Below are 15,525 nucleotides of genomic sequence, written 5' to 3'. Positions count from 1 at the left end.
CTGTTTGTAAATAAATTGACTATTCTTTGTACTATTAAATTAGTCTGATAAAGTTTTTGTAAAAATTAGAGACATATTGAAACACGTGTAAATTTTTGAAATATAATTATTTTCAATTATTATACAATTCAAATATTTATAGTATATTATTACTATTGAAAAAATGATAAGATTGTACATTATTTAAAACTGATAATTCATTTTCTTTGAAGAAAATGATGTAACGTATGACTGCAAGAACACTGGTAATCGGCGATATTCACGGAGCGTATAAAGCTTTGCTTCAAGTATTGGACAAAGTGCAGCTCCGGGAGAATGACAGGCTTATTTTCCTTGGTGATTTTGTTGATGGCTGGCCTGAATCGGCTTTGGTGGTTGAACATTTGATTGTACTTTACAATAAATATTCGTGCATTTTTATAAAAGGAAATCATGATATCTGGTGTGGCACATGGCTGGCAGGAAATGATCCGGACAAATCCTGGCTGGAAAACAGAGGTATGTCAACGATTTTAAGCTATCGGGATTTTGACCAGACAAAAAGATTAAATCATGCCGGCTTTTTTTTAAATCTTGTAGATTATTACATCGATGAAAGTAATAGACTGTTTGTCCACGCAGGTTTTACTTCTTTAAAAGGTCCGCTTGAAGAAATATTTCCATATAACTTCAACAACGACCGCACGCTTTTGGAAACAGCATTGGCCATGGATAAAGATTTATCGCCTGATTCTGTCTTCTATCCCAAAAGGCTGGCACTTTTTACAGAAATTTTTATAGGACATACACCGACCACAAAGTATAATGTTGATGTTCCGATGTATGGCGGAAATCTTTGGAATGTTGATACTGGTGCGGGAAAAGATGGAAAATTAACGGTTATGGATATAGCGACTAAGGAATTCTGGCAAAGTGATAAAGTAAGTGACCTTTACCGCACCTAAAAGTAAAAAGCCAGGTAGCGGCGTTAAATTTTGCAACTACCTGGCTCCTGAGAATGTGTTAATTTACAGGGCATTTCAATACCATTACCGATCGTGCCTGTACATCAATTGAACTTCCCGGATCAAAAAGCTCTTCTTCTTCGCCTATAAAACCATTGCTGGTATCTATTATTTTTTTCCAGCCATCGCCGCACTGTTCAGACGGGAGGGAATATTGTAATGATTCATGATGCGCGTTGAAAATGATATAAAAACTATCGTCCTTAATTCTGTTTCCACTGTAATCAACGCAGCGGATTCCGTTGCCATTGAAATAAACACCCAAAGATTTGGCGAAATCATGATTCCAGCTTTCCTCCGGCATTTCCGTTCCGTTTGGTAGATACCACATGACGTCATCCATGCCAGAGCCTTTAATTGGCAAACCCTGAAACCACCGGCGTCTGCGGAAAGTGGGGTGGTCTTTACAGATATGAATTACTTTTCGGGTAAATTCTCTAAGTTCATGATCAGCATTCTCCCAGTTGAGCCACGAAATCTCGTTGTCCTGACAGTAAGCATTATTATTTCCATGCTGTGTTTTCCCAAATTCATCGCCGGCGATGAGCATAGGAACGCCCTGCGATAGAAATAAAGTTGTCAGGAAATTACGTTTTTGCTGATTTCTTAATGCTATAATCTTCGGATCATCTGTTGGGCCTTCTACACCGCAATTCCAGGAATTGTTTTCTTTTTCACCATCCTCATTGTTTTCGCCATTACCTTCATTATGTTTTTTATTATACGAAACAAGATCGTGCAACGTAAAACCATCATGCGCCGTGATGAAGTTAACACTGGCCGTTGGCCGCCGTGAATCACCTTTGTATAGGTCAGGACTTCCTGTAAAACGCAACGCAAATTCCTGTAACTGACTTTCTGCGCCGCGCCAGTAGTCACGCAGACAATCCCTGTATTTATCATTCCATTCAGCCCATCCGGGCGGGAATTTCCCAACCAGATAACCTTCTTCGCCGGTATCCCAGGGTTCAGCGATCAGTTTCACCTGAGATATAATCGGGTCCTGATGGATGATGGAAAAGAAAGAACTCAAAATATCGGTTTCATGGAGCGTACGCGCCAGCGTGGACGCAAGATCAAATCTAAATCCGTCCACATGCATTTCCGTGACCCAATAACGCAGACTGTCCATAATTAAACCGAGCACAAAAGGCAGCGGCACATTCATTGTATTTCCGGTTCCTGTATAATCCTTATAAAAACGTTGATCCTCCTTTGTCAAACGATAATATGAACGGTTATCAATTCCTTTAAAGGAGAACGTCGGGCCCATATGATTTCCTTCCGCCGTATGGTTATAAACCACGTCGAGTATCACCTCAATGCCCGCTTTATGCAGTTCCTTCACCATATCTTTGAATTCATTCACCTGCTCTCCCATGATACCCGAGCTGGAATAACGGGAATCCGGTGCGAAAAAACCCAAGGTATTATATCCCCAATAATTTGATAAGCCCTGTTCAAGCAAATGCCAGTCAGATACAAAATGATGGACGGGCATTAATTCCAGTGTTGTGATCCCAAGATCTTTTAGATAGTTGATCGTTACGGGATGGGCAAGTGCAGCATAAGTACCTCTGATCTCTTCTGGAATTTCAGGATGCAACTTTGTAAAACCCTTAACATGCGCTTCGTATATGATGGTATCATGATAGGGAATTTTCAATTGTTTATCGCCTTCCCAGTCATAACTTCCGTCAATGACGATCGATTTTGGCATGAAAGGGGCACTATTGGTTTCGCTAAGACTGAGATCCTGCTCACCATTTCCAATTTCATAACCAAAAAGCGCGTCGTCCCATTTCATGTCACCGGCTATGGCTTTTGCATAGGGGTCAGACAAAAGTTTGGCAGGATTAAACCGGTGCCCGTTATGGGGCTGATACGGGCCATATACACGGTAGCCATAAAGTTGGCCGGGTTTTAAACCAGGTACGTGAACATGCCATACATTATGTGTTACTTCTTCAATCTTTATTTTTATATTTTCAAATTCATCATCAGCAGAGTCAAACAGGCAAAGTTCTACGTGCATAGCATTTTCTGAGAATATGGAGAAGTTAACACCTTCACCATCATAGGTTGCTCCCAAAGGATAAGGGCTTCCGGGACAAACACTTATTTCTGACTTTTCAGGTGATTTTATGAGTTCATTTTCGAGATGTTGATCCATGACAAGTAATATTTAATAGCGGTAGGTAATATGACCCTGCGCAGAATAAATATCTATGCCAACATTAGTTTTCAGTATTTTATATTTACAAAAAATGCTTGAAAATCATCCGTGATTGTCGGATTGAAATGGAAAATGTTATAAAAATGATAATGGAATAATCTCCGCTGACTGGCACAGTATTTATCAGCAAGTCATCTAGCTGGAAAATCACTCAAATTCCGGTTTGTAGATATGAATGCAGTAAATACTAGAACCAGAACGCTGGGTATAAATTTTAATAATAAGGGGCTGGCTAATGTAGTTTTGTGGGCTCCGGAAGCAGATCGTGTCGAGATTTTACTTTTTTCGAGCAATATAAAAATACCATTGATCAGCGAAGAATATGGTTACTGGACTCTGGAAACCGATATTATTTTGCCGGGAGATCAGTATAAGTTTATTATCAACGGAGATAAACAGCTTCCTGATCCTGCATCGCTGTCTCAGCCCGAAGGTGTTCATGGTCCGTCGAAGGCAGTTAATCTCAAAACCTTTGCATGGACTGATACCAACTGGAAAAATATACCTTTAAAGGAATACATCACTTACGAATTACATACGGGGACTTTTACGCCGGATGGGACATTTGCTTCCATGGAAGAGAAACTGGATTATCTGGTGGATCTTGGGATTACGGCCATTGAGATCATGCCTGTTTCACAATTTTCGGGTGAAAGAAACTGGGGTTATGATGGCGTATTTCCATTTTGCGTTCAAAATTCCTATGGCGGAGCGGAAGCCTTGCAGCATCTGGTAAATACTTGTCATCAGAAAGGACTGGCTGTTATTCTGGATGTTGTGTATAATCATATTGGCCCGGAAGGAAACCATCTGGAAGAATTTGCACCTTATTTTACAGATAAATACAACACGCCATGGGGGAACGCCATAAATTTTGATGACGCCTGGTGCGACGGTGTCCGACTTTTTTTTATTGAAAATGCATTGATGTGGTTCCGTGATTTTCATATTGATGCGCTGAGAATGGATGCCGTGCATGCGATCAAGGATTTCAGTCCTGTACACATTTTGCAGGAAATTAAGGAGCAGTTGGATTTTCTGGAACATCAAACGGGCGGTTGTCATTACCTCATTGTAGAGCTCGATTTGAATGATACAAGATTTATAAACCGGGTTGACAAAGGTGGATACGGAATGAACGCACAGTGGATTGACGAATTTCATCATGCATTACGCGTCAGTTCTGGTCAGGAAAAGTCTGGTTATTACTCCGACTTTAACGGCATCAAGTCTTTGGCCAAGGCCTATCAGGATGCTTACGTATACGATGGCACGTATTCGGATCACCGAAAGAAAAAGTTCGGTGTTAAGGCTAAGGAAAATGGCGGAGAGCAATTTGTTGTTTTTTCTCAAAATCACGATCAAGTAGGAAATCGAATGCTTGGCGAGCGGACGAGCGAACTTCTTAGTTTTGATATGCAAAAGCTGCTGGCAGGGGCGGTTTTGGCAAGTCCGTATCTGCCTATGTTGTTTATGGGAGAAGAATACAGCGAACCCGGTCGTTTTCAGTATTTTGTAAGTCATACCGATCCTGAATTGGCAGAAGCTGTCAGGAAAGGCAGGAAAAAGGAATTTCAGGCGTTTCATATGGAAGGAGAAGCACCGGATCCCATGAGCGTGGAAGCATTCGAAGGTTCGAAGCTGCAATGGGATTTGATTGATCAGCATCCGCATAAAACGATGCATGCTTACTACAAAAGACTGATAGAAATTCGTAAAAATCAGTCGGCATTGAGCGTTCTGAACAGGAAAGATGTTCAGGTGGAATGTTTTGAAGATAAGGAAGTTATCGTCTTACAGCGTCAGCATAAAATTCAGGACGTCATCAGTTTGATGAATTTTTCAAATAAGTCACAGGAGGTTCATGTTGCAGTTTTTTCGCCTGCGTGGCACAAATTAATTGCTTCTTCGGATGTTTTATGGAATGGATCTACTGATTTACCAGAAACAATAAGCGGCGAAATAACGCTGGTTTTACCACCTCAATCTTTTACAATTTACACCAATCAGTATGAATAATCCGATTGCTACATATCGTTTACAATTTCAGAAAGAATTTAATCTGAACGATTTTGAAGAGGTCATTCCATATCTTCAGAAACTGGGCGTAAGTACCATTTACGCATCACCAATATTCAAATCAACACCGGGAAGTACGCATGGATATGATGGTATCGATCCGAATGAAATTGATCCCGAAATAGGCACTGAAGAGCATTTGAAGCAACTTTGTAAGCGCTTAAAAGAAACCAATATCAGCTGGTTGCAGGATATCGTTCCCAATCACATGGCCTTTCATTCAGGAAATTCATGGCTGATGGACGTTTTGGAAAAAGGTACACAATCTGTTTATGCCACATTTTTTGACATTGCCTGGAACAGCCGTCTTTTTCATGGAAAACTGATGGTTCCTTTTCTCGAATCTGATTTGGAACAGGTTTTGGAAGATGGTAAAGTTACGATCGAATTTGTATCCGGTCGTTTCGTACTGCAATATTCTGATAATGTTTATCCGCTTAATCCATCATCCTATGCAGCGATTTTGGGAAGTAATGAAGAGGCACCGAACCAATCTTTACAACAGATTTTATCACAAATAAAAGATATTACTGACATTGAAGAGCCAAGGGTTTTTTCTGAAAGATGGAATGAACTGATCTTGCAGCTAACTTCTTTGTCGGAAAATGAGCAGATTAAAAGTCTGATCGAAAGAGCATTAAAGGATATAAATGACGATAAAGAAAAACTTAAAGGCATTGTGGATCGTCAAACCTATGCTTTATGTAATTGGAAAAGAACGGATGAACAAATCAATTTCCGACGGTTTTTTACAGTCAACGGATTGATTTGTCTGAACATCCAGAATGAAAATGTTTTTGACGAATATCACAAACTGATAAAAACACTGCTCGCCGAAGGTGTATTTCAGGGTATCAGAATTGATCATATTGACGGCCTTTACAATCCTTCCGGATATCTGGACCAACTTCGTGAACTGGCTGGTGATGATACTTACATTGTGGTTGAAAAAATTCTGGAAAATGGTGAAAATATGCCAAAATCCTGGCCTGTTGAAGGTACAACGGGTTATGAATTTTTGTCATTTGTAAATAATCTGCTGACCAATCAATCAAGCGAAAAGGCTTTTACTGATTTTTATGAGGATCTGACGAATGACAAAGTACCGCCATTAAACCAGCTTCGCGTCAAAAAATCACACATTTTGTATGATTCAATGGCAGGTGAGCTTGAAAATCTTTATCAGCTTTTTGTAGAACTAAATCTGACAGATCCTGAAAGGATAAGTGAAATTGGTAAGGATAAGATTAAAAATACGATTGCCGAATTTCTGATTCATTGTCCCGTTTATCGTTATTATGGCAACGCTTTGCCTCTCGATGAGAATGAAACTGCGGCCGTTCAAAACGTATTAGATGAAGTTAGATCCGTTCATCCGCAGTTAGTTTCAGCTGTTTCTTTATTGGAAGAAATACTTTTGGAGAAACCGAAAGATGCGGATGAGGAATACAAAATCCGCGCTCTTGAATTCTATCAGCGTTGTATGCAATTCACTGGTCCGTTAATGGCAAAAGGTGGTGAGGACACGTTGATGTACACTTATAACCGTTTTATTGGCCATAATGATGTAGGCGATTCCTCAGAAAATTTCGGAATATCGATTGAGGATTTTCACCAGAAAATGAAGCAACGGAAAGCCTATTGGCCGCTTTCCATGAATACTACGTCTACGCACGATACCAAAAGGGGAGAGGATGTAAGGGCGCGGCTGAATGTTCTGACAGATCTTCCAAAGCCATGGTTTGAACATGTAAAGGAATGGCAGGAACTGAATGCGCCGCTTCGTGAAAAGTTTTCCGCACCGGATTCAAATGATGAATATTTAATTTATCAAACCCTGCTCGGGGCATTTCCTATGCCGGGTGAAGATGAGGATGATTTTCCTGAGCGTCTGTCAAAATATCTGCAAAAAGCGCTAAGAGAAGCTAAAACCCATACCACATACGCAGAACCTAATGAAGCATACGAAGAGGGCGTCAAAAAATTCGCTCAGGAATTGTTGAAAAAAGATGGTCCGTTCTGGGATAAATTTTCTTTATTTCATCACAAAACTGCCAACGCCGGTATCGTAAATTCACTCGCTCAGGTTTTGTTGAAATTTACTTGTCCTGGTATTCCGGACGTTTATCAGGGATGCGAATTATGGGATTTTAGTCTGGTTGACCCGGATAACAGAAGGCCGGTTGATTTCCAAAAACGACAGGAATTTTTAACCGATCTTGAAAACTATGATGACCAGCCCCGGCTGCTGGAAAAACTTTGGGAAAACCGTCATAATGCCCAGATAAAACTTTGGCTCACCAATCAGTTATTTCAATTAAGGAAAGAAAATCCGGCACTTTTTGCAGAAGGAACCTATGTGAATCTCGATGTTGAAGGCACTTACAAAAACCATGTTCTGGCCTTTGCCAGGATATATAAACAAACTGTTCTGATCACGATTGTTCCTTTGCACACCGCAATTATTTGTGAAGAACAAATGAAGGAATTATTCGAGCTCGATTGGAAAGATACCGTTATCAAACTTCCATCCGGTGTTAATTCTGAATGGGAAAATTTGTTTACTACAACAAAAACAGAATATCAGGACCAGATACCTGTTTCTGATTTGTTCAAAAGTTTCCCGGTTTGTATCTTAAAAGGTGAGAAAGTCAGGAATGAACGTAGCGCAGGAGTTTTGATGCATATCAGCTCTCTGGCTTCACCTTTTGGCATTGGCGATCTGGGTAAGGAAGCTTTTGCTTTTGCCGATTTTTTGAGCCGTACTAATCAGCGATTCTGGCAGCTGCTACCGTTAAATCCTACGGAAGCTGCGCAGGGAAATTCGCCTTACAGTGCGCTGTCGAGCCGGGCAGGAAATCCTGCATTGATCAGTCCGGAAGTTTTGAAGGCAGAGGGACTACTGGCAAATATTGACCTCTCGGCTTACGAACTTCCTCAGGATGGAAAAACAGATTACGATAAAGCAGAAAAGCTTAAACTTGAAATTCTGGAAAAAGCTTTCACCGTTTTTGATACGCAAAAGGATACTTTTCCAACAGCAGATTTTGATATATTTTGTGAGGAAAATGCGGAATGGCTCGAAGATTTCGCGTTGTATATGGTCCTTCGCAAGCAGCATGATGGAAAACCCTGGATAGATTGGGATGAGTCTTACAAACTGCGCGAACCTGAAAAATTACAAAAGTTGAAGGAATTGGAAGCAGGTCAGATCAGATTTGTAAAATGGGTTCAATACATTTTTGACAAACAATGGAAAGCATTGCGTCAGTATTGTAACGAGCGGGATATCAAACTCATGGGCGATTTGCCTTTTTATGTAAGTTATAATTCCTCAGATGTGTGGGCACATCGTGATCTTTTTCTTTTGGATGATGATGGAAAAATAACCGGGATTGCCGGTGTCCCTCCTGACTCTTTTTCAAGTGATGGACAACTTTGGGGCATGCCTGTATTCAATTGGGAAACTTTAAAAGAACAGAAATATCAATGGTGGGTCGAACGTCTCCGGAAAAATACGGAGCTTTATGACTTGGTTCGTCTGGATCATTTCCGCGCATTTGCAGATTATTGGGAAGTGCCGGGAGGTGAAACAACGGCTGTGAATGGTTCCTGGAAAATGGGTCCGGATGCTGATTTTTTCAATACTATCAAAACTGCCTTGGGAAGTTTGCCTTTTGTCGCAGAAGATTTGGGTAAAAGCAGCCCGGCAGTTTTCAGGTTGCGTGACGAATTTGAGCTTCCTGGAATGAAGGTTTTGCATTTTGCTTTTGAGGATAATATGGCCGGCTCGGATTTTATTCCACACAACTATACCCGGAATTTTATCGTCTATACCGGAACGCATGACAACAATACAACCCTGGGCTGGTTCAGAAAAAATATTGATGAGCAAACCAAAGCCCGGCTTAACGATTATGTTGGATATCCAATAAATGAAAATAACGTCTGCGAGGCGATGATCAGACTTGCCTTTGGATCCGTTGCTAAAACAGCAATTCTTCCCATTCAGGATGTTTTAAATCTGGATGAAAATTCAAAAATGAATAGTCCGGGATCTGATGAAAATAACTGGGTATGGCGACTTTTACCAGGACAGTTGAGCCGTATGGCCGAAACGAAATTAAAACACTGGACAGCTTTGTATAATAGGAGTTGAAAATTTATGACTGTAAGAAGAGAAAATAGCATTCAGGAATAGTTTTTTTGTAGAGGCCGGTGTTGAAAAAATATGAATCAACACCGGCCTTTTTTCATAGGCTCTTTTACTAATTATTTCTCACAGTTTTGACATCATGAAAATGGAAAGGGTAGACTTAAATCTGTTGTCAGTGATCAACCGCATTATTTCTGACTATTCCGACCCTACACAGCATTACCTGGTGATTGCTAATTATTCGTTTCATTATGACGAGCTCACCAATTTTGCACCAGTTTATTTTAACGATGAATCTATTGAAGAAATACAATTAACCGAGGATGGTTTGAGCTGTAAATTCTTTTTCCATAACGAAAAAGCAGATGATCGTTTTACGATCAGAATCCCCTACAATCAGATCGGGCGTATCTCAAAATGTGATGATACAGATTTTATTGATGAGGATGTCCTTTTTCTGAATGAGCAAGTTATGCTTGAAAACCTAAGTCAGATGGTACGGTTTTTTTGGGATTAGCAGCCAAACTATAAAGTATTAACCTGTAATATACTAGTGACCACCCTGTCATAATATGGAAGTTAAACGTACGCACCACCGAAAGAAAAAAGCAGCATGGTATTTTGGAGGATTTTTATTGCTGATTATTGTTATAAGGCTGATCCTCCCATATGTAGTGCTTCATCTGGTCAACAAAAACCTGGCGACTATGAAGGGATACTATGGTCAGGTTAAGGATATTGATCTTGCCATTATTCGTGGAGCTTACAAGATCGACAGCATTTATCTCGACAAAAAAGATACGGTAACATTAAAACAAACTCCCTTTTTTGCTGCGTCCGCAATACATCTTGCGGTAGAATGGAAATCTCTGATTCATGGATCAATCGTTGGCGAAGTCGTTTTGGATAATCCAATGGTAAGATTTACAAAAGACAAGGTTGAGCCAAAAGATGTAGCCCGCGATTCGTCTGCTTTGAAGAAACTTCTTGATGATTTCATGCCTTTGCAAATCAACCGATGTGAAATTAAACAAGGCAGAATAATTTATATTGATCCGAGTTCGAAACCGGCCGTGGATCTTCAGATGACTGATGTCCATATTTTGGCCGAAAACCTGCGGAACAGCTACGATTCCACTGTGGTTTTACCGGCTTCGGTGGATGCTGACGCAACAATTTATGAAGGTAAACTGACCTTTAATGCCAAAGCAAATCCCATGGCCGATAGTCCGACCTTTGATATGAGTGCCGAATTGAAAAATACAAATCTTGTAAAACTCAATGATTTTTTTCAGGCCTATGCCAAAATTGACGTGAATAAAGGGTCATTTGGATTATACTCTGAGGTGGCTGCGAAGGATAGAAAGTTTGCCGGTTATGTAAAACCCTTTTTAAAGGATCTTGATGTTTTAGGCAAAGAAGACAGGAAAGACAATTTGTTGCAGAAAATGTGGGAAGGAGTAGTCGGAACTGCCGGTGTAATTTTAAAAAACCAGCGTAAGGATCAGATTGCGACAAAAATACCATTTCAGGGAGATCTTGATAGTCCGCGGACAAACGTTTGGTATGCTTTGGCTAATGTTCTGCAAAATGCGTTTATACATGCCCTTCAGCCCTCAATTGACAACGACATCAGCATAGGTTCGGTCAAGGTGAAGGGGGATGACAAGAAAACGTTTTTACAAAAAATCTTTTCAAAGGACGACAAAGACAAAAACAACAAGGATAAAAAGAAGGACGAGAAGAAAAAAGAGAAGAATAAAAAGGAGAAAGATAAAAATAAATAAAACCGGGAAATTATGAGTAATCAAAAATTTGACGCAGGTGCGTGGGTTAAAGAAAAAACAGGAACAAAAGGTATGACGGTCGTTCGTTATGTTTCAGAAGGTTCCGATTCTGAAAATGTTATTTGTAAATATGCTGATGAAGAAGGTCATGACGTGGAAGGGGAATTTCCCGAAGCGGATCTGATCTCTTTGGATGATAATTAGTGCTTGTGGATTTTTAAACATAAATTTATTTTTTGTTTGATGATTCTCTGAGAGACGTTTAGAATACGCTCGTTTATTGGACTCATTTTTATTTTAAAAAATTTAATATGACCGATAAAAAAGAATTGTATATAGTTGATGACTCCGCGGACCACCGTTTTCTTCTGGAGAATATTTTTTCTAAATTTTTACCTCAATATCCTGTCCGCTTTTTTGAGGGAGCGCAGGAATTCTATCATTTTCTGATACAGCAGTCTGCTCCGGATTACAAAGGTAAAGAGCCTGGATTGATCATACTGGACTTGAAAATGCCGTTCATTAATGGGTATGAGTTGCTGAAATTGCTGCGCCAGACACCGGATAATGAAAAAACGCAATGGAAAAGTTTGCCAGTGGTTATGATGAGCAGTGAAGAAGCCCCTTTTCAAATCAACCAGTGTTACCAGGCTGGTGCTAATTCATTTTTGACCAAGCCATTATTGGTCGAAGAGCTTCGTGACTTGCTTAAAACTACTTGTCAATATTGGCTGGATTTTAACCGCTCGCCGTCATTGAAACAATTGATTTAATGTAAGTCGTTGTAAATTTGCAAGTTGCTGTTTTCAGGTATGATTTTTTGATGGGTAGTTGTGTAAATAATTCACATAACTTAAATCACAAAAAATGAAAACGATCCTTAAAACAATTTCTATGGCTGGCTTATGTCTGCTTTTGGGCGTGACTGCTTGTAACAGCAAGAAAAGCGAGACTACAAGCAGCGACACTGCTTCTATGGGTACTACACCTGACGGAAATATGGGTTCTGCACCAGCAGACTCCACGATGATGATGGATTCGACCAGTATGGATTCAACTAAAATGTAATATTATTAAGACACCGGAAACTGTATAAAACTGGATTTCAATGTGGAAATCAGAATTTCCTAAAACTTATTTTTATTTCAATGATTAATTCTGGAATCACAAATAACTTGCCGGGTACAGTTTCCGGTGTTTTTTTTACCAAAAAGGATGCTGATATGGCTTATCATGCACTTTTAAAGTTAGGCCATACGGACGATGATATTTCAGTTCTGATGTCAGATGAGACATTAAATAAATATGAAAGACCACATCGGGATGATGCAGAAGAATTTGTAACATCCGAAGAACAGATACTGGACAATAACGCGCACAAAGAAAGGCCAAAAGGTATTATTGCCAGTGCGTTAATTTCTATAACCTCTATGATTTCAATTCCCGGTTTGGGCATTGCAATCTCCAATACACTGTTAAAAAAAATTTATAACCTGACTTCGGAAGATACATCTGAAAAAACGGTTGGGGGTATTTTGGGGGCCAGTGTTCCGGAGGAACATATGGATTCTTACGGCGATCGTATGAAAGAGGGTGGGATTATTATCAGTGTGGATCCAAAAAACGCGCAGGAGAAAAAAGCCATTGTCATGAATTTTAGAGAAAACAATGGTAAGGATATTCTTGGAGATGACGGTTACACAGAAATCTGAAATAAACCAGAGGTTTATGTAACCTCCGGTTCTAAATCTACTAGACTGCGCTATGGTCACCGGAGAAAATCCGCTGGCCATTATTTTTTTCAAATGCCTCAATAATCTCAACTTTGTCCAGCGCATTTTTAGGGCTGACACTAATCATCACACCACCTTCCTGAATGGAGGTTTCGTAATATTCCTTGTGCTCCGCCGGATGCCCGGCACCCATAACAGCACCAATTGTTCCACCTGCAATACTACCTGCTGCTGCTCCGGTAAGTCCTGCTAACAACGGCCCAACCAGTATTAAACCAAAGCCGGGTAAGGCCAGACTTGATCCTATGGCAGCGATAGCACTCACGATGGCACCGGCAGTTCCGCCCAGCAAAGCTCCCCGCCCGGCATCTTCCAGCGTATGTGACGTTTCTATACTTTCTTCTTTGATGCTATTGGAATGCCCAGTATGTGTTGCCTCAGACATGACAACAGAAATATTTTCCCGGGTATATCCTTTATTCAATAATGCTTCATAGGCGCCGTCAGCGTCAGCCATGGTTAAAAAAATGCCGGCCACTCTACCGTTTATTCCTGTATTCGAGTCCATAATTTCGGGTTTTGAGATCAAATAATAGATTCAATATCAAAACTTCTATGCCAATAAATGGGGTTAAATGATTTTGCTTAAATCATCATTTATGAATCGAGTTCACACACTTTCCAGAACAGCGATATTATCTGAGCGGATTTTTTTCGATGGAAAAAGGAAATCGTTTTTCCCGTCAAGAATTCCAGAATTATAAAATCAGAGGCCGGAAATCAATTTTCCGGCCTCTGATTTTAGTAACCTACTTGCGTACATCTTTAATCTGAACGGCTTTGACAGTCGTAGAATCGGAAGTGTCATTTTTCAATTTGTCTTCTTCCGGCGGACAAATAAAATCACAGGACAGAAGACTGGAAAGGATTATCAAAATCAGAATTTTATTTTTCATGTCCTTAAGATGAGCTGTGAAGGTTAATTGCGCTGCGTATTATTGTTTGTTTTTTAAAGTATCCATATCATGTTTCTGGCTTGTGGAGTCAGAATTTAAATTGGACTGATTACTTGGATAACCAGGTTCTTTTTTCTGATTATCACCATCAATTCCAATTGCTGAACGGCTGTCAGCACCACTGCTGTCGTTAGGAGTTGTCTGCGTTGCACTTCCGGATCCGGTGCTATCATTGGAATTTTGTGTTCCGTTATTGCACGAAGTGAAAAACAGGAGCGTCGAAAATGCGAAAGCTGTAATAATTGATTTTGAATTTTTCATGATGTCTGTCTTAGTTATGTTGATTTAATTTGACGTATTCCTTATCAAAAACTTTGCCACCTGCTACCATTCCAAATTTTAAATCCGGCATTAAGGTTATCGTTAAATTTTCGGTTACGGTGGGAAAGTTTCTACCGATAAAATGTCCGCGATTATTAACCCTAAGAATAATGTAAGATTCAAAGAGGCAGACGCCAATGTCCGTCATATTTCTGCAATGAAATTGGCCGTCATAATTGCAATAAACCAATGAGCTGTGGATATCAATATAAAAAAAATAATAAACGGGAAGAGCCGTTGGTGGTATGGGATTTTAACAAGCGGTTGAAAAACAGTGATTAGGATAGGGAAAAGTAATCTCTTCTATTTGTACTTTTTGAATAATGAATTTGAAGCGATTTATCAGGACAGTTGAAATTGTAGTGATGCCTGAGAAGGATCAAAAAATCTTCGTTGCGTATATGTTCTGTGGTTCTGTATTGATGATTAGTTAGTGAAGTGAAGTTGTGGGTGGAGATTGAGTTAGATAATTTTTTAAGGTACTGATGAAAAAAGAAGACGTACATCTTTGGGATATTAATAGAATAGTTTTTGGAGAAGCTCCTCATGTTTTTATGATCGAGGTTTTTATCCGGACAGTTTTCATTTATAGCTTATTACTTGTAGCAGTCCGGTTGATGGGCAAGCGAATGAGTGGACAGCTGACCATTTCTGAAATAGCAGTTATGTTGACTCTGGGAGCCATCGTTTCGCCCGCCATGCAGTCGCCGGGCGTTGGACTTTTGCAGGGTGCGTTTATTTTATTCCTGGCTTTTTCTTTTCAGCGCGGACTTAACTTTTTTGAATTTAAAAGCAGAAAACTGGAAAAGTTAAACCATGGGGAAATTGTGATGATCGTAAAAGACGGCATCATGATGCTTGATGAAATGAAACACATCAAACTTTCCCGGCAGCAATTGTTTGCGGCTTTGCGGACAGAAGGAATTCAGAATCTTGGTCAGGTCGACAGGGTATATCTGGAATCTTTTGGGATTTTCAGTATATACAAATCCAAAGATTCAAAAGCCGGTCTTGATATTTTCCCGCCCGATGATGAAGAAATCAAAGCTTTTTCAGGTACAGATAAATATCACCAGCTTGTTTGTACGAGCTGTGGAAATGTGGATCGGGTGGAGGTTAAGGTAAAACCTTGTCCGGTTTGCAGTGCAGAAAAGTGGCAGAACGCAAGAGTTTCTACAGTAGCAAATTAATTG

The 15,525-nt window shown here is 39.9% G+C and carries 14 protein-coding genes; 10 read left to right on the top strand and 4 right to left on the bottom strand.

Features of this window, described 5'->3' with window-relative positions:
• The first annotated feature begins 227 nt into the window (after positions 1-227).
• Positions 228-944 carry a metallophosphoesterase family protein gene (locus tag LXL81_RS14940; RefSeq protein ID WP_234647602.1) on the top strand — a complete coding sequence of 239 codons (717 nt, stop codon included), beginning with the start codon at positions 228-230 and terminating at the stop codon, positions 942-944.
• A 58-nt stretch (positions 945-1,002) separates the two neighbouring features.
• On the opposite strand, the gene glgX is transcribed toward LXL81_RS14940, so the two are convergent.
• On the bottom strand, positions 1,003-3,177 hold the full coding sequence (gene glgX / locus LXL81_RS14935) for a glycogen debranching protein GlgX (RefSeq protein WP_234647601.1): 2,175 nt from the start codon (positions 3,175-3,177) through the stop codon (positions 1,003-1,005).
• Positions 3,178-3,411: 234 nt separating this feature from the next.
• Here glgX and treZ point away from each other — a divergent pair, with 234 nt between their 5' ends.
• The 8 genes from treZ to LXL81_RS14895 all read left to right on the top strand — a co-directional run bounded on the left by treZ (position 3,412) and on the right by LXL81_RS14895 (position 12,974).
• Positions 3,412-5,259, top strand: coding sequence for a malto-oligosyltrehalose trehalohydrolase (gene treZ / locus LXL81_RS14930; protein ID WP_234647600.1), 1,848 nt, complete (start codon positions 3,412-3,414; stop codon positions 5,257-5,259).
• Positions 5,252-9,478: a malto-oligosyltrehalose synthase gene (gene treY, locus LXL81_RS14925; RefSeq protein ID WP_234647599.1), complete on the top strand. Its 4,227-nt coding sequence runs from the start codon at positions 5,252-5,254 to the stop codon at positions 9,476-9,478. Before treZ ends, treY begins: the two co-directional genes overlap by 8 nt.
• Before the next feature lie 142 nt (positions 9,479-9,620).
• A complete protein-coding gene (locus tag LXL81_RS14920) occupies positions 9,621-9,992 on the top strand; it encodes a hypothetical protein (protein WP_234647598.1) in 372 nt (123 codons plus the stop codon).
• A 55-nt stretch (positions 9,993-10,047) separates the two neighbouring features.
• On the top strand, positions 10,048-11,262 hold the full coding sequence (locus LXL81_RS14915; protein ID WP_234647597.1) for a DUF748 domain-containing protein: 1,215 nt from the start codon (positions 10,048-10,050) through the stop codon (positions 11,260-11,262).
• 12 nt (positions 11,263-11,274) lie between these two features.
• Entirely contained in the window at positions 11,275-11,466 is a 192-nt protein-coding gene (locus tag LXL81_RS14910; RefSeq protein WP_234647596.1) for a hypothetical protein, read from the top strand.
• 107 nt (positions 11,467-11,573) lie between these two features.
• Positions 11,574-12,035 carry a response regulator gene (locus LXL81_RS14905; protein WP_234647595.1) on the top strand — a complete coding sequence of 154 codons (462 nt, stop codon included), beginning with the start codon at positions 11,574-11,576 and terminating at the stop codon, positions 12,033-12,035.
• A 94-nt stretch (positions 12,036-12,129) separates the two neighbouring features.
• Entirely contained in the window at positions 12,130-12,330 is a 201-nt protein-coding gene (locus LXL81_RS14900) for a hypothetical protein (RefSeq protein WP_234647594.1), read from the top strand.
• A gap of 80 nt (positions 12,331-12,410) precedes the next feature.
• Positions 12,411-12,974 carry a hypothetical protein gene (locus tag LXL81_RS14895; protein ID WP_234647593.1) on the top strand — a complete coding sequence of 188 codons (564 nt, stop codon included), beginning with the start codon at positions 12,411-12,413 and terminating at the stop codon, positions 12,972-12,974.
• Positions 12,975-13,014: 40 nt separating this feature from the next.
• Here LXL81_RS14895 and LXL81_RS14890 read toward each other — a convergent pair whose 3' ends face one another.
• From LXL81_RS14890 to LXL81_RS14880, 3 genes are all read right to left on the bottom strand, one after another.
• Positions 13,015-13,563 carry a hypothetical protein gene (locus tag LXL81_RS14890; protein WP_234647592.1) on the bottom strand — a complete coding sequence of 183 codons (549 nt, stop codon included), beginning with the start codon at positions 13,561-13,563 and terminating at the stop codon, positions 13,015-13,017.
• A gap of 241 nt (positions 13,564-13,804) precedes the next feature.
• Complete coding sequence (locus LXL81_RS14885; protein WP_234647591.1) at positions 13,805-13,951, bottom strand: hypothetical protein; 147 nt, start codon at positions 13,949-13,951, stop codon at positions 13,805-13,807.
• Between the two features lie 39 nt (positions 13,952-13,990).
• The gene (locus LXL81_RS14880) at positions 13,991-14,272 is read right to left on the bottom strand and encodes a hypothetical protein (protein ID WP_234647590.1); all 282 of its coding nucleotides are present in this window, start codon (positions 14,270-14,272) and stop codon (positions 13,991-13,993) included.
• Between the two features lie 545 nt (positions 14,273-14,817).
• On the opposite strand from LXL81_RS14880, the gene LXL81_RS14875 reads away from it, so the two are divergent.
• On the top strand, positions 14,818-15,522 hold the full coding sequence (locus tag LXL81_RS14875; RefSeq protein WP_234647589.1) for a DUF421 domain-containing protein: 705 nt from the start codon (positions 14,818-14,820) through the stop codon (positions 15,520-15,522).
• Positions 15,523-15,525: the final 3 nt, after the last annotated feature.

Source organism: Dyadobacter sp. CY356 (assembly GCF_021440195.1).
GTDB lineage: Bacteria > Bacteroidota > Bacteroidia > Cytophagales > Spirosomataceae > Dyadobacter.
Note: the sequence above shows the minus strand (reverse complement) of the source record. Positions and strands in the feature narration are given on the sequence as shown.